Source organism: Marinobacter sp. V032 (genome assembly GCF_052645435.1).
On the sequence record NZ_JBQXYE010000001.1, the window covers coordinates 58,504 to 80,584 of the forward strand.

Annotated in this window: 22 protein-coding genes; 16 read left to right on the top strand and 6 right to left on the bottom strand. The window is 55.9% G+C overall.

Features of this window, described 5'->3' with window-relative positions; all coding sequences use genetic code 11:
- Nucleotides 1-35: 35 nt before the first annotated feature.
- Both pyrE and ACUN9X_RS00280 read left to right on the top strand, forming a co-directional pair.
- Nucleotides 36-674: an orotate phosphoribosyltransferase gene (pyrE, locus tag ACUN9X_RS00275; RefSeq protein ID WP_445471831.1), complete on the top strand. Its 639-nt coding sequence runs from the start codon at nt 36-38 to the stop codon at nt 672-674.
- 74 nt (nt 675-748) lie between these two features.
- Nucleotides 749-1,414, top strand: coding sequence for a DUF4124 domain-containing protein (locus ACUN9X_RS00280; protein WP_445471832.1), 666 nt, complete (start codon nt 749-751; stop codon nt 1,412-1,414).
- A 65-nt stretch (nt 1,415-1,479) separates the two neighbouring features.
- Here the strand turns inward: ACUN9X_RS00280 and ACUN9X_RS00285 are convergent, their stop codons facing one another.
- Nucleotides 1,480-1,887 carry a hypothetical protein gene (locus ACUN9X_RS00285; protein ID WP_260036713.1) on the bottom strand — a complete coding sequence of 136 codons (408 nt, stop codon included), beginning with the start codon at nt 1,885-1,887 and terminating at the stop codon, nt 1,480-1,482.
- A 309-nt stretch (nt 1,888-2,196) separates the two neighbouring features.
- Here ACUN9X_RS00285 and ACUN9X_RS00290 point away from each other — a divergent pair, with 309 nt between their 5' ends.
- On the top strand, nt 2,197-2,763 hold the full coding sequence (locus ACUN9X_RS00290; RefSeq protein ID WP_445471833.1) for a fibronectin type III domain-containing protein: 567 nt from the start codon (nt 2,197-2,199) through the stop codon (nt 2,761-2,763).
- Nucleotides 2,764-2,801: 38 nt separating this feature from the next.
- On the opposite strand, the gene ACUN9X_RS00295 is transcribed toward ACUN9X_RS00290, so the two are convergent.
- A complete protein-coding gene (locus ACUN9X_RS00295; RefSeq protein WP_260036715.1) occupies nt 2,802-3,119 on the bottom strand; it encodes a DUF2782 domain-containing protein in 318 nt (105 codons plus the stop codon).
- 90 nt (nt 3,120-3,209) lie between these two features.
- On the opposite strand from ACUN9X_RS00295, the gene polA reads away from it, so the two are divergent.
- Nucleotides 3,210-5,927: a DNA polymerase I gene (polA, locus tag ACUN9X_RS00300; protein ID WP_445471834.1), complete on the top strand. Its 2,718-nt coding sequence runs from the start codon at nt 3,210-3,212 to the stop codon at nt 5,925-5,927.
- A 267-nt stretch (nt 5,928-6,194) separates the two neighbouring features.
- Nucleotides 6,195-6,587: a hypothetical protein gene (locus tag ACUN9X_RS00305; RefSeq protein ID WP_445471835.1), complete on the top strand. Its 393-nt coding sequence runs from the start codon at nt 6,195-6,197 to the stop codon at nt 6,585-6,587.
- Between the two features lie 107 nt (nt 6,588-6,694).
- Here the strand turns inward: ACUN9X_RS00305 and ACUN9X_RS00310 are convergent, their stop codons facing one another.
- From ACUN9X_RS00310 to ACUN9X_RS00320, 3 genes are all read right to left on the bottom strand, one after another.
- Nucleotides 6,695-8,098: an OmpP1/FadL family transporter gene (locus tag ACUN9X_RS00310; protein ID WP_260036720.1), complete on the bottom strand. Its 1,404-nt coding sequence runs from the start codon at nt 8,096-8,098 to the stop codon at nt 6,695-6,697.
- A 256-nt stretch (nt 8,099-8,354) separates the two neighbouring features.
- Nucleotides 8,355-9,476: a PilT/PilU family type 4a pilus ATPase gene (locus tag ACUN9X_RS00315; RefSeq protein ID WP_260036721.1), complete on the bottom strand. Its 1,122-nt coding sequence runs from the start codon at nt 9,474-9,476 to the stop codon at nt 8,355-8,357.
- A 53-nt stretch (nt 9,477-9,529) separates the two neighbouring features.
- The gene (locus tag ACUN9X_RS00320; protein ID WP_260036722.1) at nt 9,530-10,564 is read right to left on the bottom strand and encodes a type IV pilus twitching motility protein PilT; all 1,035 of its coding nucleotides are present in this window, start codon (nt 10,562-10,564) and stop codon (nt 9,530-9,532) included.
- Between the two features lie 268 nt (nt 10,565-10,832).
- Here ACUN9X_RS00320 and ACUN9X_RS00325 point away from each other — a divergent pair, with 268 nt between their 5' ends.
- The 10 genes from ACUN9X_RS00325 to ACUN9X_RS00370 all read left to right on the top strand — a co-directional run bounded on the left by ACUN9X_RS00325 (nt 10,833) and on the right by ACUN9X_RS00370 (nt 20,050).
- Complete coding sequence (locus ACUN9X_RS00325; protein ID WP_445471836.1) at nt 10,833-11,555, top strand: YggS family pyridoxal phosphate-dependent enzyme; 723 nt, start codon at nt 10,833-10,835, stop codon at nt 11,553-11,555.
- Nucleotides 11,556-11,625: 70 nt separating this feature from the next.
- Nucleotides 11,626-12,462, top strand: a complete 837-nt coding sequence (gene proC / locus ACUN9X_RS00330; RefSeq protein WP_260036724.1) for a pyrroline-5-carboxylate reductase — start codon at nt 11,626-11,628, stop codon at nt 12,460-12,462.
- A gap of 63 nt (nt 12,463-12,525) precedes the next feature.
- Complete coding sequence (locus ACUN9X_RS00335) at nt 12,526-13,110, top strand: YggT family protein (protein ID WP_445471837.1); 585 nt, start codon at nt 12,526-12,528, stop codon at nt 13,108-13,110.
- A 255-nt stretch (nt 13,111-13,365) separates the two neighbouring features.
- The gene (locus ACUN9X_RS00340; protein ID WP_260036727.1) at nt 13,366-15,330 is read left to right on the top strand and encodes a dynamin family protein; all 1,965 of its coding nucleotides are present in this window, start codon (nt 13,366-13,368) and stop codon (nt 15,328-15,330) included.
- A 208-nt stretch (nt 15,331-15,538) separates the two neighbouring features.
- Nucleotides 15,539-16,687: a homoserine O-succinyltransferase MetX gene (gene metX / locus ACUN9X_RS00345; RefSeq protein ID WP_445473157.1), complete on the top strand. Its 1,149-nt coding sequence runs from the start codon at nt 15,539-15,541 to the stop codon at nt 16,685-16,687.
- A complete protein-coding gene (gene metW / locus ACUN9X_RS00350; protein ID WP_260036728.1) occupies nt 16,684-17,277 on the top strand; it encodes a methionine biosynthesis protein MetW in 594 nt (197 codons plus the stop codon). Before metX ends, metW begins: the two co-directional genes overlap by 4 nt.
- 10 nt (nt 17,278-17,287) lie before the next feature.
- Nucleotides 17,288-17,749, top strand: a complete 462-nt coding sequence (locus tag ACUN9X_RS00355) for a DUF4426 domain-containing protein (protein WP_445471838.1) — start codon at nt 17,288-17,290, stop codon at nt 17,747-17,749.
- Nucleotides 17,750-17,751: 2 nt separating this feature from the next.
- Nucleotides 17,752-18,360 carry an RdgB/HAM1 family non-canonical purine NTP pyrophosphatase gene (rdgB, locus tag ACUN9X_RS00360; RefSeq protein ID WP_445471839.1) on the top strand — a complete coding sequence of 203 codons (609 nt, stop codon included), beginning with the start codon at nt 17,752-17,754 and terminating at the stop codon, nt 18,358-18,360.
- Complete coding sequence (gene hemW, locus ACUN9X_RS00365) at nt 18,255-19,517, top strand: radical SAM family heme chaperone HemW (protein WP_445471840.1); 1,263 nt, start codon at nt 18,255-18,257, stop codon at nt 19,515-19,517. Before rdgB ends, hemW begins: the two co-directional genes overlap by 106 nt.
- Nucleotides 19,517-20,050, top strand: coding sequence for a hypothetical protein (locus ACUN9X_RS00370; RefSeq protein WP_445471841.1), 534 nt, complete (start codon nt 19,517-19,519; stop codon nt 20,048-20,050). Before hemW ends, ACUN9X_RS00370 begins: the two co-directional genes overlap by 1 nt.
- A 59-nt stretch (nt 20,051-20,109) precedes the next feature.
- Here the strand turns inward: ACUN9X_RS00370 and trmB are convergent, their stop codons facing one another.
- Entirely contained in the window at nt 20,110-20,838 is a 729-nt protein-coding gene (trmB, locus tag ACUN9X_RS00375; RefSeq protein WP_445471842.1) for a tRNA (guanosine(46)-N7)-methyltransferase TrmB, read from the bottom strand.
- Between the two features lie 114 nt (nt 20,839-20,952).
- Between trmB and ACUN9X_RS00380 the strand changes: the two genes are divergently transcribed.
- Nucleotides 20,953-22,062, top strand: a complete 1,110-nt coding sequence (locus ACUN9X_RS00380) for a histone deacetylase family protein (RefSeq protein ID WP_445471843.1) — start codon at nt 20,953-20,955, stop codon at nt 22,060-22,062.
- Nucleotides 22,063-22,081: the final 19 nt, after the last annotated feature.

The following is a 22,081-nucleotide window of genomic DNA, read 5'->3' on the forward strand; positions in this document are numbered from 1 at the left end:
GTTTTAACAGATTCCAACCCGCCAGAAACCTTGTCATGCACCACTATCAGCACGATTTTATAGAATTTGCCATTCGCCGCGATGTTCTTCGCTTCGGCGAGTTCACGCTCAAGTCTGGCAGAACCAGCCCCTACTTCTTTAATGCAGGCCTGTTTAACCAGGGATCAGACCTCGTTCAGCTCGGTCAAGCCTATGCTTCAGCCTTGCAAAATAGCGGCCTGAATTATGACATGCTGTTCGGACCTGCCTATAAGGGCATTCCGTTGGCAGCCGCGACTGCCATCGCACTCGCCCAGTCCGGTGATGACCGCCCCTATGCGTTCAATCGCAAGGAGAAAAAGGATCACGGCGAGGGCGGACAGATCGTCGGCGCACCGCTACAGGGCAAAGTCCTGATTGTTGATGACGTCATCACCGCAGGCACCGCCATCCGTGAATCCATCGATATTATCCGGGCCGCCGGAGCAGAGCCCGCGGGCGTGCTGATTGCCCTTGACCGCCAGGAGCGTGGGCAGGGCAAACTGTCCGCCATTCAGGAAGTCGAGAACGAGTTTGGGCTGCCGGTTATCAGCATTATCCGCCTCGAGCAGGTTATCAGCTACCTCAACAAAAGTGCTGACTTTTCTGAAAATGCCCGCCAAGTTGCCGAATATCGGGAAAAGTACGGCATCTGACATTTTCTTCCACGCGCTGGAAAAGGTCTGTTATGCTTCATGGCAAACCGTATAAAACAGTGATGTAGCATTCTATGAGACACCTACCACGACTTGCATTGGCCGCAGTTATCCTTGCCAGCCTGGTTAGCACGTCTGCCACTGCCTCCACCATGTACCGTTATAAAGACAGCAACGGACGCATGGTTATCAGCAATACCGTGCCGTCCGAAAGCACCGCCCGGGGCTACGAAATCCTCAACGACAAGGGACGCGTCATTCAGGTGATCGCGCCCGCGCCTACCGAAGAAGAGCTTGCCGACCGCGACGCCCAGAAAAAACGCAAGCAGGCGCTAGAGGAGCAGCGCAGAGAAGACGCCGAACTGCTGCGCACCTTCAGCCATCCGGACGACGCCGTCAAAGCCCTGCGCCGCAAGCTTCAGGAGCTTGAGAGCATTTCTCAACTCAAACGCGGCAATATTTCGGTGATTGAAAGCCAATTACAGGAGCAGCAAAGCAAGGCTGCCGACCTGGAGCGATCGGGCCGCGAGGTTCCGGACAATCTGCGAAACCGCATCGACCGCCTCCGGTCACAGATTCTCGATATCGAGCGCGAAATCTCGGCACAATCCCAGGAGACCCAATCCATACGCGAAGCATTCGAAGACAAGATTGAGCGACTGGAGGAACTTACCGGCCAGGAACGCACTCTGGAACTGAACCCGCCGACTACCAGCAGCGAAGTCAGCAACAAGCCCTGACGGAGCCTATCCGCGGCACAAAAAAGGGACGCCTCAGCGTCCCTTTTTTAGTCTACTGAATCCGCTTACGCAGATGCAGACGCCTTTTTGGCTGGCGCTTTACGAGCAGTCGTTTTGCGATCACTGGAAGTCGTGGACTTCTTGACTGGCCGCGCTTCCTTGGCCACCCCTTCAGCAGCCTCAGAAACCGCCTCAGCACTTTCAGCTGTTTCCTTTTCGATCTTCGCTACCAGGTCAGCAGCGAAGTTGCCCAGCCGTGAATTCAGGCTGCGAAGCTGGCCAAAAACGTTGTCGCTGTAGCCATCGTAACGCTTGCGCAGCGATTTTACGCTGTACTCACGCGCTTCGGATTCAAGCTTTTCGGCATACTCAAACGGCTTCGCTGCCAGCTTCTTTTGCTGCTCTTCAGCGGCGTTGATGCCTTTCTCGACGATATCCTGAATTTGTTCCTGATAGTTTCTAAGCTTACCCATAAGGTTTCTCCATTGCATTGTTCCGGATTCAATCAAGCGCCGATGACGCCTACCTTGATAGCAACATGAAGAATACGAGTAAAATTTAGAATGTTCATACTAACCCGGACGCGGTTTCTCGTCAGGTAAACTGCCCTCTCTGTGCCAGAACCCTCAATCCTACATAAATTTCATTTGAGTCCACTTTGTGAATTTGCATAATGCTCATGCGCAATGATTCAGAGGGTGGGGATATCGGACCTCGTTTTACCTCTTTGATAAAATAAGCCTGCCTGAGCAGGTAACAATCAAGAGAATACGGGCCATTCCATGTTTGACTCTACCCTTATTACCGGGCGGCTTCCGCTTGCCCTGTGGTTCACTATTGCTATTGCCTTGAGCGGCTGCAAAGGTGGTGACCAGGCGCTGACAAGTACGCTACTCGAACCCGCTCAACCATCCATCTCAAGAACAGCACAGTCTTCGCGAAGCGACATCACTTCACCTTCCGGCACGCAGCAGTCAGATAGAGAGGACTCTGTCACTGAAACACCTGTAGCCGCGGTTCCAGACACTTCCGAATCAGCCAAAAATAACAGCAACTCTGTAGCCCGCGAAGCAAGTAACGGCAGTAGCACGCCTTCACTGAGTTGGGTTGCCCCGGCCACAAGGGCTGACGGCAGCAAGCTTTACACCGGGGAAATCAAGGGCTACCGGATCTACTACAAGCTGCGCCATGAAAACAGCTATCAGGTTATCCAACTCTCTGATGCCACCAGAACCCGACTAAAACTCACCAACTTCAAAGCCGGTGTATACGAGTTCGCAGTCACCACTCTGGACACCGATGGCCTGGAAAGCACCCGATCAAAAGCGGTTTCCGTTAATATTATCTGAGCGGGTGGCTCCGCGCCGCAAGCGGTGGCAAACCGGCATCACCACTTGAACAGTACCCAGCTCGGCACCACGAGCTGGGAACCATCCTGACGAATGAATCCGCCATTGTCCGCCGGCACCAGGTAGTAGACAGGCCCCACTTCAGGCTCAACCCGAATTTCCTTCAATTCACCGTTTACCCGGTATTCGTAATAGGTTTCTTTTTCGCCGGAGCGGATCACCACCTGAGGGTCACTCGGACTTGGTCGGTATTCGGATGCACGAACCGGGGCTGATGGCGCCGCTTCCTCTGCTTGCAGCACCGGGGAAAGCGTCACTGCAGCCATGACAATCGCACTTGAAATTATCTGTTTCATGTTAACCTTGGTTTCCTGAAATTCTTTTAATACGTCTGAGCGTTACACAAGACCGCACGCTTCACAACCTGATTCCGGATACTGCTATTTATGAGCCAGAAACAGACTCCTCCGGTCATACTTGTCGACGGATCGTCATACCTTTTCCGTGCCTTTCACGCACTGCCGCCCCTGATCACCAGTAAAGGCCAGCCTACGGGAGCCATCAAGGGCGTCATTTCCATGATCCGCCGTCTGGACCAGGATTTCCCCGGCTCCAAGGTGGTGGTGGTTTTTGATGCCAAAGGCAAGACGTTCCGCCATGAACTCTATGCCGAGTACAAGGCCAATCGGCCGCCCATGCCCGAAGACCTTGCGTCACAAATCGCACCTATCCACGAAATCATTCGCGCCATGGGCCTGCCAATGCTGATCGTGAAGGACGTTGAGGCTGATGATGTCATCGGCACGCTGGCGGTCGAAGCCACGAACAAAGGCGTGGACGTCATCATCTCCACCGGTGACAAAGACATGGCGCAGCTGGTGAGCGATCACGTTTCACTGGTGAATACCATGACCGACACCCACATGGATCGCGATGGCGTTAAGACCAAGTTTGGCATCACCCCGGAACAGATTATCGACTATCTGGCATTGGTCGGCGACAAGGTCGACAACATTCCCGGCGTTGACAAATGCGGGCCCAAAACAGCCGTTAAATGGCTGGAGTCCTACGAAACCCTCGACAACCTGCTCGAGCATGCCGACGAGATCAAAGGCAAGATTGGCGACAATCTCCGTAGCGCGGCTGAACAACTCCCTCTGAGCAAAGAGCTGGCCACCATCAAAACTGACGTTGAACTGGAGTTCGGCATCCGTCAGTTAACTCACGAAGAGCCAGACAACGATAAGCTACTCGCCATGTTCCGGGAAATGGAGTTCAAGTCCTGGGTTGCAGAACTGGAACAAGGCGCCACTGCCAGCAGTGATGACAGCGAGCCGACACCGGAGATTCCTGAGAAGCACTACTCGATCATCCTCGACCAGTCGGAACTGGACAGCTGGGTCAAGCGACTCAATGATGCCGACCTGTTTGCTTTTGACACCGAAACCACCAGCCTCAACTACATGGATGCTGAAGTCGTGGGCGTATCGTTCGCCATACAACCCGGTGAAGCGGCATACGTGCCATTTAGCCACGACTACATGGGAGCCCCGGAACAACTGGACCGGAACAGCGTACTGGCCCAACTCAAACCACTGCTTGAGAACCGGGAAAAGAAAAAAGTCGGGCAAAACCTGAAGTACGACAAAAACGTGCTGGCCAATCACGATATCAGCCTCGACGGCATTGCTGAAGATACGATGCTGGAATCTTATGTACTCAACTCCACCGTGACCCGCCACGACATGGACAGCCTCGCCCTGAAATACCTCGGTGAAGCAACTGTTTCGTTTGAGTCGATCGCGGGCAAAGGCGCCAAGCAACTGACCTTCAACCAGATAGATCTGGAGCAGGCCGGACCCTACGCTGCAGAGGATGCTGATATCACCCTGCGCCTCCATCAGGCACTGCGCCCCCGACTCGCCGCAGAGGGAAAACTCGCCTCAGTTTACGAGACCATCGATCTGCCGCTTGTACCGGTTTTGTCCCGCATGGAGCAACGCGGGGTAATGATCAACGCCAGTACATTGCGAAACCATAGCCAGGAGCTGGCCGAGCGCATGGCTGAGCTGGAGAAGGCCGCTCACGATGAAGCGGGTGAAACCTTTAATCTTGGCTCGCCAAAACAGTTGCAGGCTATTTTCTATGACAAGCTTGGCCTGCCGGTTATCAAGAAAACGCCAAAAGGCGCTCCTTCGACAGCGGAGCCCGTGCTGCAGGAGCTGGCGCATGATTATCCGTTGCCGAAGCTCATTCTGGAGCACCGCAGCCTGAGCAAGCTGAAATCCACCTATACCGATCGCCTGCCGGAAATGATCAACATGCGCACCGGGCGGGTGCACACATCTTACCATCAGGCGGTCACCGCAACGGGCCGGCTGTCGTCTTCGGAACCCAATCTGCAAAACATCCCGATTCGGTCCGAGCAGGGTCGGCGTATCCGTCAGGCGTTTGTTGCCCCGGAGGGCTACAAACTGGTGGCTGCCGACTACTCGCAAATTGAACTGCGTATCATGGCGCACCTGTCCGGCGACAAGGGACTACTGAAAGCATTTGCCGAAGGACAGGATATTCACAAGGCGACCGCCGCTGAGGTATTTGGCGCCAGCCTCGACGAGGTGACGTCCGATCAACGCAGAAGCGCCAAAGCGATCAACTTCGGTCTGATCTATGGCATGTCCGCTTTCGGCCTGGGACGCCAACTGGGTATCGCGCGCAAGGTGGCGCAGGAGTATATCGACCTCTACTTCAACCGTTATCCCGGCGTGCTGAAATACATGGATGATATCCGTGCCCGCGCCCACGATCAGGGCTTCGTGGAAACCCTGTACGGACGCCGGCTCTACCTGCCTGAAATCAATGCCCGCAACAAGCAGCTCCAGCAAGCCGCGGAGCGCACGGCCATCAACGCGCCGATGCAAGGCACAGCAGCCGACATCATCAAACGCGCGATGGTAACGGTGGAAGACTGGTTGCTGGACAGCCACCCCAACGATGCCCGCATGGTGATGCAGGTTCACGACGAACTGGTGCTTGAGGTAAAGGCCACCAAAGTGGATGAGGTGATTGAAGGCCTCATTCAAAGAATGTCTGGCGCCGCTGAGCTTGAGGTCCCTCTGCTGGTGGAAGCCGGCGTTGGCGACAACTGGGACGAAGCCCACTGATCGCGCCCACCCTTTCCAGACCGCCTCGTCAGGGGCGGTCTGCATCAACTACTTGAGTGCAAAATACACGCGCCATGCGTCAAGTTTGTGCACATCCATCCGAACTCCCTCCACTTCCCCCCGATTATCCAACTGTTTGAAAGCGGCATAGTTTTCGCTTTCCTATTGCTGTCGACAAACCGCAGCGACACCTTTTCTGCGGAAATTGTCATGTCGTGACACGCGTGTGACGAGCAATCAGCACATGCCAGAGAAAGAGGTGGGAAGATGATGACACTCGCAGCAGAGCGCAGCTGGCTACTCGACAGAGGACTTCTGAAACTGGTCCATCAATGCCGCAGGCTGATACTGGCAGAATTCGGCATCAAGGTTCATCTGACGGACGAGCACCTGAAATCGCAGCTCGCCGCCTATGCAAAAAAATCACGCTCACCCCAATTGAGCAACGTCTGGGAAGAGCTCAGGGAGAAGCTTCAGAATAATGGGGAGACACAGGAACCGCAGACGACAGTCCCAAGAAAAATGTACCGCGGCCAACCGGTAGAGAGTAATGAACCGGGACATGCCGGAATACACGATGAACGGGGTCAGGAGGATTCTGCATCCGGGCGCACCCGCACCATCACCTACCGCGGGCAGACAATTGAAGTGCCGGTCTGAGTAAGGACTAGTGAGACGGTTTACGGCGGGACATAAACGACAAAAGCAGTGAGCGCAAGGCCTGCCGACCCGCGCTCACTGCTTTCAGTTACAGCGTTACAAGCCGATCAGAATGCTTTGCTGATCTGGACCGCTCCGCCCCAACTATCGACTTCATAAGTCGCTGAGTAGCTGGCATTACCTGCGGCAGGCTGATCATCAACGGTGTATTCCTGCTCGTTGACATCAACGTCATCAAACAACAACATGCCGGCCGCTACATCAACAGTCCAACCACTCGACAGATTCGCGTATTGAGTTCCCAGGGTGAGCCAGTGGCGGTCTGTGGACGGGATACGCGCCGTACGGAAATCCGAGTTTACCGGCGACTGATCAAAGGCATAACCGGCCTTGAATGCCCAGGCGGGGGTTGCCTGCCAGATGGCACCCACGTTGGCCTGCCAAGTATCTTCCCAGTTTTCTGAAACGTGCCCGACCAGATCATCCTGGCCGTACTTGGGGCCACCAAGGGCAGAGATGGAACCGTTCTCTTCTTCGCTCACTACATCCAGCGCCTCGAAACGGCTCCACTTGGCCCATGTCGCGCCAGCCAGAAGAGTTACCGAGTCGGTCAACTGATGGCGAACGCCGAAGGTGATGCTTTCAGGAATCTCTATCGGCACCATCACATCTTCTTTAAGTGTCGCAAAATCGAAGTCAAGGCCGGTGGAGGTAACAGTTGGCTGAGGCACATTGGTGAGCGTTGCATCACCTTCCAGCTCAAGCCGGGTACCTGTCTGACCGGACACACCGATCTGGGTTGAATCCGTCACTTCCCACAGGAAACCCGCGGTGAAGGTAACGCCCACATCGTCACCCTTGATATCAACATAGCCGTCCTGGAAACCCGGGCCGGCATACCCCAGTTGACGGGCCTGTGCCTCATTTGCGCTGTAATCCTGGAACTTGGACAGACGACCCTCTGCGTACATGATGTTCACACCAAAACCCAACGAGAATCCGTCGCCGTTGTTCAGGGCAATCGACGGGCTCAAGGCGATCGCCATAAGTTCGGTCTTGTCAGCAAAATAACGACCTACAAAGTCATCGTCGTAATCTGCCGTCAGTCCGTATGGCGCATGCAGACCAAAACCGATATCAACAGTGTCGTTGACTTCATGGGTCATAAAGAAGTTAGGCAATACGGCAACCGGCACCAGATCACCGCCATTGGAGCCCTGGACCGGCGCACCCACCGTATCTGTCGCGCTCGCCGTTTCACTTTTCGCCTCGGCAGAGATATCAAGCACAGACGCGCCAAAGGACATATTGGTGCCCGAAAGCTGGCTCATACCGGCTGGATTGAAGTAGACCGTAGTGGCGTTTTCCGGGTTAGCAGCAGTACCCGCGTTCGCGGTACCCATTGCACTGGCGCTCTGTTCATTCAGGGCGAAACCACCCGCAAATGAAATGGCAGGCACAACGAGTGTGGCTGCAAGAATGGCCTGGGACAAGCGATTGTTTTTGTACATAAGAATTGATTCTCCACCATTAGTCTAAGGCCGCGGAGTATACGCACGCCTGGAGTTTGGCCTCAAATGCCAAACCAACCTATTAGCAATGCTAACTATAAGACAATGAACATTCGACAGTAATCGTAGGACCTGGAATCGAAAAGATATAGGGCGCTAAAAGCGACGCACAGGAAGGAGTAACGCATGGAACGAACGGCAACGCAGTGGCTGAAACCGGTCAGAATGACACCGGTTTCAGCCTCGGGACAGGGATCTAGTCTTCCTGAATGCTCAGCTTATCAACCGTTGACGACAGCTTATCGGCGCCAGTCGCGTCTGCGCCCAACTTGATCATCAGGCGAAGGTCGTTGGCGGAATCGGCATGGGCCAACGCGTCTTCATAGGTAATCGAGCCGTCCGCGTATAGGCGATAGAGCGCCTGATCAAACGTTTGCATGCCCAGCTCTGTTGATTTGGTCATCAACTCCTTGAGCTTGTGCACTTCGCCTTTTCGGATCAGGTCCTGCACCAGTGGCGTATTGATCAGCACTTCAATAACCGCCCGACGCCCTTTACCATCGGGGGTTGGTATCAACTGCTGAGCCACAATGGCCTTGAGGTTCAAAGACAAATCCATCCAGATCTGGTTGTGCTGATCAGGGTGGAAAAACTGGATAATACGGTCCAGCGCCTGGTTGGCGTTGTTGGCGTGCAGTGTCGCGAGACACAGGTGACCGGTTTCAGCAAACTGGATCGAATACTCCATTGTCTGCCGGCTACGCACCTCACCAATCAGAATAACGTCCGGAGCCTGACGCAAGGTGTTTTTCAAGGCGACATCAAAGCTCTCGGTATCAATCCCCACTTCTCGCTGGGTCACGATGCAGCCCTGATGCTGGTGCACAAACTCGATCGGATCCTCGATCGAAATAATGTGCCCCCGACTATTGCGATTACGGTGGCCGATCATCGCCGCCAGCGAGGTGGACTTACCCGTGCCCGTCGCACCGACGAAAATAATCAGACCCCGCTTGGTCATCGCCAGGTCCTTGATAATCTCAGGTAATTCGAGATCATCCAGTTGCGGAATCTTGACCTCTATCCGCCGCAACACCATGCCGCACAAGTTGCGCTGGAAAAAGGCACTCACCCGGAAACGCCCCACGCCGCGGGCGCTGATGGCGAAGTTGCATTCGTGGGTTTCGTCAAACTCGGCACGTTGCTTGTCGTTCATCGCGCCATAGACAAACTCCCGGGTCTGCTCCGGCGTCAGCGCCGTTTTGGTGACCGGTAATACTTTCCCGTTGACCTTCATGCTTGGCGGCACGCCGGCCGTTATAAAAAGATCCGATCCGCCCTTCTCCACCATGAGCCGCAGCAGTTTTTCAAATTCCATCACAACACCTGTTTGTCATTGTTCCGGCACCGATTGCCGCTGAGTCAAAATGATTAGAAATTATCCGGCATCTTGGCTTTAGAACGTGCCGCCTCGCGGGTAATCTGGCCCTTCTGCAGCATGCGCTGCAGACACTGATCAAGGGTCTGCATACCAACGGCGCTGCCTGTCTGGATTGACGAATACATCTGCGCGACTTTGTCTTCGCGGATCAGGTTACGGATGGCCGACGTCCCTATCATGATCTCGTGCGCCGCAATCCGGCCGCCGCCCACCTTCTTCATCAACGTCTGGGATATAACCGCCTGCAGTGATTCCGATAGCATCGAGCGCACCATCGATTTTTCTTCTGCCGGGAATACGTCAACGATACGGTCAATGGTTTTCGCAGCGGAGGTGGTGTGCAGGGTGCCAAATACAAGGTGACCGGTTTCCGCTGCTGTCAGCGCCAGGCGGATGGTTTCAAGGTCACGAAGCTCACCGACCAGAATAATATCCGGGTCTTCCCGCAACGCTGAACGCAGCGCTTCGTTGAAGCCCAGCGTGTCCCGATGGACTTCCCGCTGGTTCACCAGACATTTCTTGGATTCGTGCACGAATTCGATGGGGTCCTCAATGGTGAGGACATGCTCGTAGCGGCTGTCGTTGATGTAATCAAGCATGGCGGCGAGCGTAGTGGACTTACCCGAGCCGGTCGGTCCGGTTACCAGCACCAGGCCGCGCGGCACCGAGGAGACATCCTTGAAGACCTGCCCCATACCCAGATCTTCCATCGTCAGAACCTTCGACGGAATGGTCCGGAAAACCGCACCTGAACCGCGATTCTGGTTAAAGGCGTTAACCCGGAAACGGGCGACACCCGGCACTTCAAACGAGAAGTCAGTCTCAAGGAACTCTTCGTAGTCCTTGCGCTGCTTGTCATTCATGATGTCATAAATCAGTCCGTGGACATCTTTATGTTCCATCGGCGGCAGGTTGATACGACGCACATCCCCGTCAACCCGGATCATCGGTGGCAGACCTGCTGACAAGTGCAAATCCGACGCGCCCTGCTTCGCCGAGAAGGCCAGGAGTTCAGTAATATCCATTCATAATCCTCGGAAGGCTTTGTTCTTTTTCTCGAAACAGTCGCATGCATGACCCGCCAGCAGCTTGGTTCGCCGGTGTTCAGTCTTGTCTCAGCGGGGAGTGCCAAGTCAGAATAAGTTCACGATCGACCAGAGAGCTCTATCAAACCTCTGAATAAGTCTATTGGCGACACAACGCCCCTTTAACGCCGCCCTTGCGAACACGCGCCTTGATTCCGCATGTCAGAGAGAGCCAGAATCACCACCAGACTTATTCAGAGGTTCCTAAATGCCCAGCATAGCAGACAACATCGGGGCCGTAACCCGACGCATACAAAAAGCAACAATGGCCGCAAACCGCCCTGAACAGAGCGTTCGGCTGCTTGCCGTCAGCAAGACTAGGACCCCCGACGAACTGCGTGAAGCCGCCGCTACAGGCCTGCGGGCATTTGGCGAAAACTACCTGCAGGAAGCCCTCGAAAAAATCGCCACACTGAACGACATTCCGGATATCGAATGGCACTTCATTGGCCCTATCCAGTCAAACAAAACCCGCGATATTGCCGAACATTTTGACTGGGTTCACAGTGTGGACCGGCTCAAGATCGCTCGCCGCCTGAGCGATCAGCGCCCCGAAGGCATGCCTCCGCTCAATCTGTGCCTGCAGATCAACATTGATGCGCAGGCCAGCAAAGCGGGCATTGCACCGGATGACCTGGCCGACCTGGCCGACCTGGCCGAAGGTATCCTGACATTGCCCAACGTCCGACTGCGCGGACTGATGGCGATCCCGGACCCGGACCAGCCAGAAGACAGCCTGCGGGCGCGCTTTGCCGAACTCGCTGCCCTGCTCTCCGAGCTTGGCACCCGCCATCCGGAAGCCAATGAACTGGACACCTTATCCATGGGCATGTCAGGCGATCTCGAGCTCGCCATTGGCGAGGGAGCCACCTTTGTCAGAATCGGCACCGCGTTGTTCGGCGCGCGCGAACGGAAACCCGGGCAGGCATAACCCGGGGCCAACCTGTTATGATCCGGACCAAAGAATCCCACACCATTCATCTGATTGACGGAGTTGCAGCGTGAGCACATCCCAGACAATCGCTTTTATCGGTGCCGGCAACATGGCCAGTGCCATCATTGGTGGCATGCTTGAAAACGGTTATAACGCCGAAAACATTTGGGTCAGCGCCCCGGATGACGATCATCTGCAAAGCATCCGCAAGCGGTTCGGCGTCAGCGTCACAACTGACAACCGTTACTGCGCCCAGCAAGCCGACGTTATTGTGCTGGCAGTCAAACCGCAGGTCATGCGCAGTGTCTGCCAGGACATAGCACCGGTCGTACAGAATACCCGCCCTTTGATGGTATCAATCGCGGCCGGTCTGGAATCGGCTACGCTGGATCAGTGGCTGGGCGGCGGGCTACCTGTGGTGCGCGTGATGCCCAACACGCCCTCTCTGGTCGGCAAGGGTGCCGCCGGGCTTTACGCCACCGATGCTGTGAAAGAGACACAACGTAAGACAGTAACGGCTATTTTCGAAAGCATTGGCATCGCAGTCTGGGTTAATGAGGAAAATGAACTGCATGCGGTGACCGCGCTGTCTGGTAGCGGTCCGGCATATTTCTTCCTGATGCTGGAGGCACTTGAAGAAGCCGCCGTCGCCAATGGCATAAAGCCTGAAACAGCCCGCAGCCTGGCGATCCAGACCATGGCTGGCGCCGCTGAAATGGCTCGACGTGGCCCGGATGAGCCGGCTCAGCTTAAACGCAACGTGATGTCGCCCGGCGGCACGACAGAGCAGGCCATTAAAACTTATGAATCCGGTGATCTACGCGGCCTGGTGCACAAAGCCTGTTCGGCCGCCTATACCCGCTCAGAAGAAATGGCAGTGGAGTTGAGCAAGGACGACAGCTAAAAGCTGGAAATTGCTACATTTCAAACGCATTATTGACGCCGAAACCCGAGTACGGAGTAAACCATGCTGGCGCAGATCCTGATCACGACACTGCAGATTATTTCAACGTTTTATCTGACGATTGTGCTGTTACGTTTCCTGCTGCAACTGGCACGGGCTGACTTCTATAACCCGATCTGTCAGTTCGTGGTCAAGGCCACCAACCCACTGCTGCGCCCGCTGCGCAAAATCATTCCCGGTTGGGGCGGCATTGATGGTGCTGCACTGGTGCTGGCCATTCTGATTCAGGCCGTTACCTTCCTGCTGATTCTGACAGCGCTGAACGGCGGCTTCCCCGCAATCAACCCGCTAACCTTGCTGGCATGGTCGGTGGTAACGGTGCTCGGACTGATCATCAAGATCTACTTCTGGTCCGTGCTCGCGGTGGTATTGATCAGCTGGGTCGCGCCCGGCAGCGCCCACCCGGCCATTCAACTGATTGCGCAGCTGACCGAGCCGGTTATGCGTCCGGTTCGCAATGTAATGCCGGCTCTCGGTGGCCTGGATCTGTCACCGATAGTCGTGTTCCTGATTCTCAACGTGCTGTCAGTTGTGGTGGAACACATGGCGGCGAGCGTCGGCCTGGGCAGTATCGGCATCGGTCTGTAATATAACATTACATATCGACACAAAATGAATCGCAATTCCGCAGGCGACTAGCAGTGATGCAGTCGCCTGTTTTTATTGAAGTTACCAAACCAAAACCCGCCAACACGGTTGTTTTTTAACCAAACTGGAGATTCAGGTCACATAGCCGCCACTCAGAATCGATTATTCTATGTCCAACACTCACGTAATACCGTCCTGAATCGGCGCCTGCCGATGTGACAACCTAATTATAAAGACGCGTAAAAGGCTAGCCCCATGCATTCACCTGGCAGTTTGGCTCATCAGGTAGAGGCGTATCACGCCTGGAAAAAGGAACTTATCCGTCAAATATCCCGCTACCGTCTTTGGTTGCAGGACAATGACCTCTTTTCGGAAGATATCAGCCAGCGTATTCGTCGCGGCCTTGAACAGCTGATCGAGGACGAGCTGACGATTGCGTTTGTCGGTGAATATTCGCGCGGCAAAACAGAGCTGATTAACGCCCTGTTTTTCTCCGAATACGGCCAGCGCATGCTGCCTTCACAGGCAGGCCGGACCACCATGTGTCCGACCGAACTGTTTTACGATCGCACCGAATCTCGCGATTATCTGCTGTTGCTCCCCATCGAGACCCGTCGCGAAGAAACTTCCTTGCAACAACTCCGCAAACAACCAGACCGCTGGACCCGTTACGAGCTTGATCCCGGCTCGCCAGAGGCCATGCGGGAAGTGTTGGCAGAAGTTGCCCGAGTTAAAAGCGTTACGGCGGCAGAAGCCCGCGACCTCGGCTTTCAGGAGAACATGCTGGAGCACGATCGCAGTGAGCCTGGCAAGGTACTGGTACCGGCATGGCGCAATGCCCAGATCAGTATCCGCCACCCGCTGTTTGAGCGCGGTCTGCGCATACTCGACACGCCAGGACTCAACGCTCTGGGCTCCGAGCCGGAACTGACCATCAGCATGCTGCCAAAGGCACATGCCGTGATCTTCCTGCTCAGCGCCGATACGGGCGTCACCGCCAGTGACATGACGATCTGGAAAGACCACATCGCGACCGAAAACTCGGACCACCGGGCTGGCCGCTTTGCAGTACTGAACAAGATCGACGTGCTCTGGGACGACCTCCAAGGCCCCGCGCATACCGAAGCTTCTATCACCAAAGTGCGCGAATATACCGCCGACCATCTCAACATCCGGCCGGAAGATGTTATTCCGGTTTCTGCCAAGCAAGGTCTGCTGGCGCGGGTTCACAACGACGAAGCGCAGTTCGAACGCAGCCGTCTGCCCGAACTGGAAAAGCTGATCATCCACCGCATCCTGATGCATAAGGAGCAGCTGATCACCCAGAGCCTGATCAACGATCTGCTCGGCATGCTCCAGAACAGTCAGGCGGCAATGCAAACCCGGCTGTCCACCCTGCGCGAAGAACTGGGTGCCTGTGGTGAAACCCACGTTGACCGGGATGCGCTGAAACGATTGGCCGAGAGAGCCCAGCACGATTACGACTTCTATTACAAAAAACTGATCACCCTGCGTTCCAGCCGTCGGCTCATGCAGTCCCAGGGCGACATGCTGAAAGACCTGGTCACCGAAGAACGGTTTGAAAGCCATGTCACCAAAGTCAGGGGCATGCTAAGCAAGAGCTGGACAACGGCCGGCATGAGCCGCTCGATGAACTATTTCTTTGAACTGATCGAAGGCGACTACGCCAACCTGATGTCGGAGGGCCAGCTCGCCGAAAAGATGGTGTCGTCGATCTACCGCCGCTACAACGAAGATACCCGCGCCCGTCATCTGGAGCCGATCCCGCTACGTGCCGGCCGACATGTGATTGCGGTGCGCGAGCTGCGCAAGAAAGCGGACCGCTTCCGCCGCAACCCAAAGAACATGATGATGGAACAAACGCTGCTGATCCGCCGGTTCTTCAACATTATGGTGAGCGAAGCCAGAACACTGCATTCCAGAGTACGCTCCGATGTTGAGCGCTGGCCTGAAGAAGCTCTGCTGCCGATCATGCAGTATTCGATGGAGCAGAAAAAACTGCTTGAGCACCAGATTCGCCGGATCCGCGATATGGTTCGCAATGATCGCTCCTCGAAAGAAGAGCGCAATCGTCTGGCGGACAACATTGCCGATCTCAACCGTCAGCTCGAGCTTGCAGACAACATGCACCGGCAGATCCGCAAGCCGGCTCCGACGCTGATCCAGCAAAAGGTTGTGAATCTGTCGGGCATCGCCTGACAGATTTTCCCCTGAACGCTGTGGCGGAACAAGGTCACCGCTGACAAAGGCTCGCCTCGTGCGGGCCTTTGTCACATCTGCTGCGGGTTAAAGTTGGCTCAACCCGGGCTGCCTGTTGCAGCGCATGGCACCCGCCTTTAAACTGCTTCGCTGGCCGGCACTGTATCTCCTTTATCCTGCCGGCATTACTCAGGAACAGTTTGCGCCGATGCCTGATTCGTTACCGCCTGATTCAGTTGGTCTGGTCACCCCCAGAACCCTGCATTTTTCAGAACCGCTTCCGCTCGCCTGCGGCCAGTCACTACCAGAATATGATCTGGTGATTGAGACCTATGGCGAGCTGAATGCAGAGGCTTCCAATGCCGTACTCATCTGCCATGCCCTGAGCGGCCATCATCATGCGGCCGGTTTTCACGACATGAGCGACCGCAAGCCCGGCTGGTGGGATAGCTGCATCGGCCCTGGCAAGCCCATCGACACCAATCACTTTTACGTCGTCAGCCTGAACAATCTGGGCGGCTGTCACGGCAGTACCGGCCCGACATCCACCAACCCGGCTACCGGTAAATGCTACGGCCCGGACTTTCCGGTTATAACGGTGAAAGACTGGGTCAGTAGCCAGGCGGCGTTGGCAGACCGTTTGGGCATCCAGTGCTGGGCAGCCGTCGTGGGAGGATCACTGGGCGGCATGCAGGCATTGCAATGGAGCCTTACTTTTCCTGACCGACTGCGCCATGCCGTGGTCATTGCGTCAACACCACGCCTGACTGCACAGAACATCGCCTTCAACGAAGTAGCGCGGCAAGCGATCACCTCTGACCCCGAGTTTTACGAAGGCCGTTACCAGGAACACAACGCCACCCCTCGTCACGGCCTGACACTGGCGCGCATGGTGGGCCATATCACCTACCTGTCGGATGCGTCCATGGGCGAGAAGTTCGGTCGGGATATGCGGGAGCAGGCATATAAATTTGGCTATGACGCCGAGTTCCAGGTCGAAAGTTACCTGCGTTATCAGGGCGAGCGTTTTTCTGAAAGCTTTGACGCCAACACCTACCTGCTGATGACCAAGGCCCTGGACTATTTTGATCCGGCCTACGATGCAGACAACAATCTCGCCGCCGCCCTGTCGCAAGCTCAATGTGAGTTTCTGGTGTTATCGTTCAGCACCGACTGGCGTTTTACACCCGCCCGTTCGGAGGAACTCGTGAAAGCCATGATCGCAGCACGCCGCAAGGTCAGTTACGCCGAGATTGATGCGCCCTGGGGCCACGATGCCTTTCTGATCCCCACGCCGCGTTACATCGATGCCTTTTCAGCCTATATGAAACGGGTTGCCCGGGAGGTTGGCGCATGAGAGCTGATCTGGAAATTATCGAAAAGTGGATTCAGCCAAACAGTCACGTACTGGATCTTGGCTGCGGCGATGGCACCCTGCTGGATTATCTGCAGCGTGAACGCCAGGCCACCGGCTTCGGGCTAGAGATCAACCCCGAGCACATTACGACCTGCATGGGGCGTGGTGTCTGTGTGATCGAACAGGATATGGACGAGCAGGGTCTCGGCAACTTTGAAAACCAGAGCTTCGATGTCGTGCTCATGACTCAGGCCCTGCAAGCCGTGCGCCGCCCAGACGTGGTGCTCGACGAGATGTTGCGCCTGGGGCGCGAATGCATCGTCACCTTCCCGAATTTTGCCTACTGGCGCCTGCGCTGGTACCTGATGCGCAATGGCCGGATGCCGGAATCCGAAACCCTGCCCTACAAGTGGTACAACACGCCCAACATTCATCTGTGCACGTTCAACGATTTTGAAGCACTCTGCTATCGTAAGAACATCAAAATCAAAAACCGCACTGTTGTCGACGGCGAACACCGCTATCGCTGGTTCAACAGGTTGTGGCCGAACATGCTCGGGCAAATTGCGATTTACCGCATCACCCGCTAGGAGCCTTTTCATGAACGCCCTGAAGCACAACACAAAATTCCGGATTCTGCTGACTGCAGGCCTGCTGATACTCCTATCCAGCCTGTCCCAAGCCGGTCAATTTGAAGATTTCGGCGACTACCAGGTGCACTACAGCATTTTCCCCAGCAGCTTCCTGACACCAGACATTGCCAAACAGTACGAATTGGTGCGCAGTAAATCCGTTGGTATTGTAAACGTCAGCATTTTGCACAAGGCCGATGATGGTACCTTCAAACCCGTTAACGGACAGGTTGAAGGCAAGGTCATCAACGATATCCAGCAAAACCGCTTTCTGGCATTCCGTCGCATTGACGAGGGCGATGCGGTCTATTTCATCGCCCAGTTTCAATACATTAACGGCGAACTGCTGACGTTCGAACTCAAGGCAAACGCTCCGGGGGCCCGCCAGGGCATGCCGGTGCGTGTCGCCCAGTCATTGGTGAACGATTAAACATGACACCTCAGGAATGGGTACTCGCCAGTAACAATGAGGGCAAAATTCGCGAACTGGGCGAACTGCTCGCCCCGCTTGGCCTCAAGATCAGCTCCCAGAAATCGCTGGGCGTGTCTGAAGCGGAAGAGCCTGCCGTCACCTTCGTCGAAAACGCGATTATCAAGGCGCGCCATGCCTCTGCTCACACCGGCCTGCCGGCGCTGGCTGATGACTCCGGGCTTGCCGTTGACGCACTCCAAGGCGCGCCAGGCGTCCGTTCCGCCCGTTTCGCCGGGTTACAGGCCACTGATCAGGACAATATCGATCACCTGCTAACGCTGCTGGCTGATGTACCCGAAGCGCAACGTAGTGCCCAATTCCACTGCGTACTGGTGTTCCTGCGTCACGCCGCTGATCCAACGCCACTGATCTGTCACGGCATCTGGGAAGGCCGGATACTTGAAGCGCCCAGAGGCACCGACGGTTTCGGCTATGACCCGGTATTCTGGGTGCCGGAAAAACAATGTGCGGCTGCAGAGTTAAGTCGCAGCGAGAAAAGCCGCCTCAGCCACCGGGGCAAGGCACTCAAGGGGCTGCTGGAAACGCTCAAACTGCGACAGGCACAATGACCCGCGCAGCACAAAACCCCAGCATTGCCACTCTGCCTCCGCTCAGCCTCTACATTCATGTGCCCTGGTGCGTTCGCAAGTGCCCCTACTGTGACTTCAACTCCCACGCACAGAAAGGTGATATTCCGGAGCAGGCCTATCTGAACGCACTGATGGAGGACGTGACGGCCGATATCGCCGGCGTTCAGGGTCGCTCTATCGAAACGGTATTCATCGGCGGCGGGACACCATCGCTGATGTCACCGGATTTCTACCGGCAGCTGTTTGAGCGTTTATCGGCGCACCTGCAATTCGCCCCCGATGCCGAAATAACGCTGGAAGCCAACCCGGGAACCGTTGAACAATCCCGCTTTGAAGGTTTCCGTGCGGCGGGCATCAACCGGCTGTCGCTGGGCGTTCAAAGCTTCAATCCTGTTCACCTGCAAACGCTGGGGCGGATTCATGATGATCAGGCCGCTCGCAACGCTATCAATGCAGCCCGCGCAGCCGGCTTCGACAACTTCAACATTGATCTGATGCACGGCCTGCCAAACCAGACTGTGGACGAGGCGGTTAACGATCTCGAACAGGCGCTGACGTTTGATCCACCGCACCTGTCCTGGTATCAGCTCACGCTGGAGCCCAATACTGAATTCTACAGCCGACCACCCGACCTGCCAGAAGATGACGCGCTTTGGGACATTATCGAAGCCGGAGGCAACCTGCTGCGAGCGAACGGCTATCAGGATTACGAGGTGTCAGCCTGGAGCAAGCCAGGAAAAGCATCCCGTCACAACCTGAACTATTGGGAGTTTGGCGACTATCTGGCAATGGGCGCAGGCGCGCACGGCAAGATCACGTTCCTGGAAGACAACGAAATCCGGCGCTACTGGAAAACCCGCCAGCCGGAAGCCTATCTCAACCGTATAGGCAGCCGTACGGCTGGCCAACAGGCCATTGCCGTCGATGAATTACCGCTGGAATTCATGATGAATGCATTGCGCCTGAACAGAGGCGTTAGCGAAAAACTGTATACTGAAAGGACAGGTTTACCCCTTGCCGGGATTGCTGAGATACTTTCCACAGTGCGCAGTGAAGGCCTGTTCGAGGCCTCGCGGCTGCAAGCCACGCCGCTAGGACAGCGGTATCTCAATAGCATACTGGAACGCTTCCTCTGATGCCCCCGACTACACGCCCACCCATGCCTCGCCGGCTCAAAGGTATGATCGGCCTCACCATCACACTGCTGACAGCACTGGTGCTGATCAACATTCCGCTAACCACGCCGGCCTCGCCGCAAGGTATTGTAAGCCTGCAACTCGCGGCCAACGCCGAACAAAGCCAGACCATCATTGATAGCTGGGACAGCCTGTTCTGGCCCCACGTATCACTGATTCTGGATATACCCTTTGCACTGGTTTATGCGTTGACGCTGGTGGCGGTGACACGCTACCTGCTTTCCTACCGCCCGGGCGTGCGGGCGCGCCAGACAGGCCGCCTGATTCAAACGCTCTTTATCGTGGCTGGTCTCGCTGATTGGGCAGAGAACGCCTGCCTGCTCAACAATCTGGAGCAGCCAACAGACACCCTTAGCCTGATGGCAACCGGGTTTGCATTTATCAAGTTTACCGGTTTGCTAGTGGGGTTTGCGGGGCTGGTAGTGCTGCGATCAGCGCATCGCTACTCGGGGTCATCCGCGAGCAACGAGTAAATACCTGCCAAACACGACCGGTGTCTGGCAGGTTGATATCACCGCTCAAACAACGTCTATCAGTTGGTACGCCGGAATAACAAATCCCAGACACCGTGTCCGCGATCCAGACCGCGCCGTTCAAACTTGGTCTGCGGGCGCTGCTCGGGACGGGGCGAGTAACTACCCTCAGGCTGTGTATTGGCAAAACCTTCCGAGGCACTGAGAACTTCCATCATGTGCTCGGCATAGTTTTCCCAGTCTGTCGCCAGATGAAAAATCCCCCCGACTCTTAACTTGTGGCGGATGCGCTGAACAAATTCCGGCTGCACCAACCGGCGCTTGTGATGACGTTTCTTGTGCCAGGGATCGGGGAAAAACAGCATGACGCAGTCCAGCCCGGCATCCGGAAGGCACAGATCGATCACGTCGTTGGCATCAATGTTATAAACCCGGACATTCTCCAGCCCCCGGTCCTCAACCTCCTTCAGCAAAGCCCCGACTCCGGCGGTGTGCACCTCAACGCCGATAAAGTCCTGCTCTGGTGCGGCCTCCGCCATTGCGGCCAGTGATTGCCCCATACCGAAACCGATTTCGAGATTCAGAACCGCTTCACGACCAAAAATCTCGCGCGGATCAATCATGCCGTGTTCGCGGGTCAAACCGAACTTCGGCCAATTCCGCTCATAGGCCTTTTTCTGGCCTTCTGTCATGCGGCCCTGGCGTAATACAAAGCTGCGGATACCACGGCGAGTGGTAACCGGTTCAGCGCCGGAGGAAGAATGGCTTTTGTCATTCTCTTCGGTCATTGGAGCCTCTCATCAATAGATTGGGAATGTGAGAAGTGTACCAAACCTGCCAACATCTGCAGCACAACAGTCTCCGGATATTCTGTGCTAAGTTTACAAAACACGGAGGTGACAATGACAACGCCCAGCAAGGTAACCGTTTTCTATGATGAGCGGGTTCTCGCCCACGCTCCCGACTCCGAAGCGTCGTTCCTGCCATCCCGGGTGGATCGACGCGTTCGCCAGATCCTGTCAGACCTGAATGTTCCCTGGAAATACCCCGAGCATCCGGGCCGCCTGACCGCGATTATGGATCTGCTCCAGCAGCAACCGATCCCCGGCATCCAGCTCGCACCCGGCAAAGCAGCGACTACTGAGCAACTGGGTCGGGTCCACACGTCGGCGTATCTCAACGATATCTTTGAGCTCCGGGGCCAGCACGCATGGCTCGACATCGACACCACAGCGGTCTCACCCGGTAGCGTAGAAGCCGCAGAAGTCGCTGCCGGTACTGCAATCGCAGCCGTTGAATCTGTCATCTCCGGCGCCTCTGAATCTGCCTTCGCGCTGGTGCGTCCACCCGGACACCATGCCGAACCCGTGCGGGCCCGGGGGTTCTGCCTGTTCAACAACGTCGCCGTAGCCGCCGCTCACGCGCAGGCGGAACTTGGCTGCGAGCGCATCATGATCGTCGACTGGGATGCACACCACGGCAACGGTACCCAGGACATTTTCTGGGCCGATCCGGATGTCCTGTTCTTTGACCTCCATCGTGCCGCGCCGTTTTACCCCGGCTCCGGCAAACTGGAAGACATTGGCGCAGGCCTGGGTGACGGCACCACAGTGAATGTCCCGCTGCCCGGAGGTTCCGGGGACATGGCGTACATGAAAGCCTTTGAAGACATTCTCACGCCGGCCGCGGAATGGTTTCAGCCAGACCTGATACTGGTATCGGCCGGATTCGATACACACTGGCTCGATATGGCCATGAACGTATCCTATGACGGCTTTGGCGCGATGGCGGGGCATCTGCAGTCGCTGGCCCGCAGGCTATGCAATGGCCGCATTGCCTTTGTCCTTGAAGGCGGCTACAACCTTGAATCCCTGTCCCATGGCGTTCATTCCGTTCTCAGCGTGCTGGCTGGGGCCCAGCCGGTAACCCCGGCCATTTGCGGGTACCCGGAGGTAGAAGCCGCGGCGGCATTTCACCGTGACGCATTCAAAGCGCCGGACGAGCAATCCTGAGGAGTTGATGCAACCGTCT

What these genes read in the sequence shown, in the direction of transcription:
- ACUN9X_RS00335 (WP_445471837.1), top strand. Translation starts at nt 12,526, where the DNA reads ATGCTGGCGCAGATCCTGATCACGACACTGCAGATTATTTCAACGTTT.
- metX (WP_445473157.1), top strand. Translation starts at nt 15,539, where the DNA reads ATGCCTGATTCGTTACCGCCTGATTCAGTTGGTCTGGTCACCCCCAGA.
- ACUN9X_RS00315 (WP_260036721.1), bottom strand. Translation starts at nt 9,476, where the DNA reads ATGGAATTTGAAAAACTGCTGCGGCTCATGGTGGAGAAGGGCGGATCG.
- ACUN9X_RS00310 (WP_260036720.1), bottom strand. Translation starts at nt 8,098, where the DNA reads ATGTACAAAAACAATCGCTTGTCCCAGGCCATTCTTGCAGCCACACTC.
- polA (WP_445471834.1), top strand. Translation starts at nt 3,210, where the DNA reads ATGAGCCAGAAACAGACTCCTCCGGTCATACTTGTCGACGGATCGTCA.
- hemW (WP_445471840.1), top strand. Translation starts at nt 18,255, where the DNA reads ATGTGCGGCTGCAGAGTTAAGTCGCAGCGAGAAAAGCCGCCTCAGCCA.
- ACUN9X_RS00380 (WP_445471843.1), top strand. Translation starts at nt 20,953, where the DNA reads ATGACAACGCCCAGCAAGGTAACCGTTTTCTATGATGAGCGGGTTCTC.
- ACUN9X_RS00340 (WP_260036727.1), top strand. Translation starts at nt 13,366, where the DNA reads ATGCATTCACCTGGCAGTTTGGCTCATCAGGTAGAGGCGTATCACGCC.
- ACUN9X_RS00285 (WP_260036713.1), bottom strand. Translation starts at nt 1,887, where the DNA reads ATGGGTAAGCTTAGAAACTATCAGGAACAAATTCAGGATATCGTCGAG.
- ACUN9X_RS00320 (WP_260036722.1), bottom strand. Translation starts at nt 10,564, where the DNA reads ATGGATATTACTGAACTCCTGGCCTTCTCGGCGAAGCAGGGCGCGTCG.
- ACUN9X_RS00295 (WP_260036715.1), bottom strand. Translation starts at nt 3,119, where the DNA reads ATGAAACAGATAATTTCAAGTGCGATTGTCATGGCTGCAGTGACGCTT.
- ACUN9X_RS00325 (WP_445471836.1), top strand. Translation starts at nt 10,833, where the DNA reads ATGCCCAGCATAGCAGACAACATCGGGGCCGTAACCCGACGCATACAA.
- ACUN9X_RS00355 (WP_445471838.1), top strand. Translation starts at nt 17,288, where the DNA reads ATGAACGCCCTGAAGCACAACACAAAATTCCGGATTCTGCTGACTGCA.
- metW (WP_260036728.1), top strand. Translation starts at nt 16,684, where the DNA reads ATGAGAGCTGATCTGGAAATTATCGAAAAGTGGATTCAGCCAAACAGT.
- ACUN9X_RS00280 (WP_445471832.1), top strand. Translation starts at nt 749, where the DNA reads ATGAGACACCTACCACGACTTGCATTGGCCGCAGTTATCCTTGCCAGC.
- ACUN9X_RS00305 (WP_445471835.1), top strand. Translation starts at nt 6,195, where the DNA reads ATGATGACACTCGCAGCAGAGCGCAGCTGGCTACTCGACAGAGGACTT.
- ACUN9X_RS00370 (WP_445471841.1), top strand. Translation starts at nt 19,517, where the DNA reads ATGCCCCCGACTACACGCCCACCCATGCCTCGCCGGCTCAAAGGTATG.
- ACUN9X_RS00290 (WP_445471833.1), top strand. Translation starts at nt 2,197, where the DNA reads ATGTTTGACTCTACCCTTATTACCGGGCGGCTTCCGCTTGCCCTGTGG.
- rdgB (WP_445471839.1), top strand. Translation starts at nt 17,752, where the DNA reads ATGACACCTCAGGAATGGGTACTCGCCAGTAACAATGAGGGCAAAATT.
- pyrE (WP_445471831.1), top strand. Translation starts at nt 36, where the DNA reads ATGCACCACTATCAGCACGATTTTATAGAATTTGCCATTCGCCGCGAT.
- trmB (WP_445471842.1), bottom strand. Translation starts at nt 20,838, where the DNA reads ATGACCGAAGAGAATGACAAAAGCCATTCTTCCTCCGGCGCTGAACCG.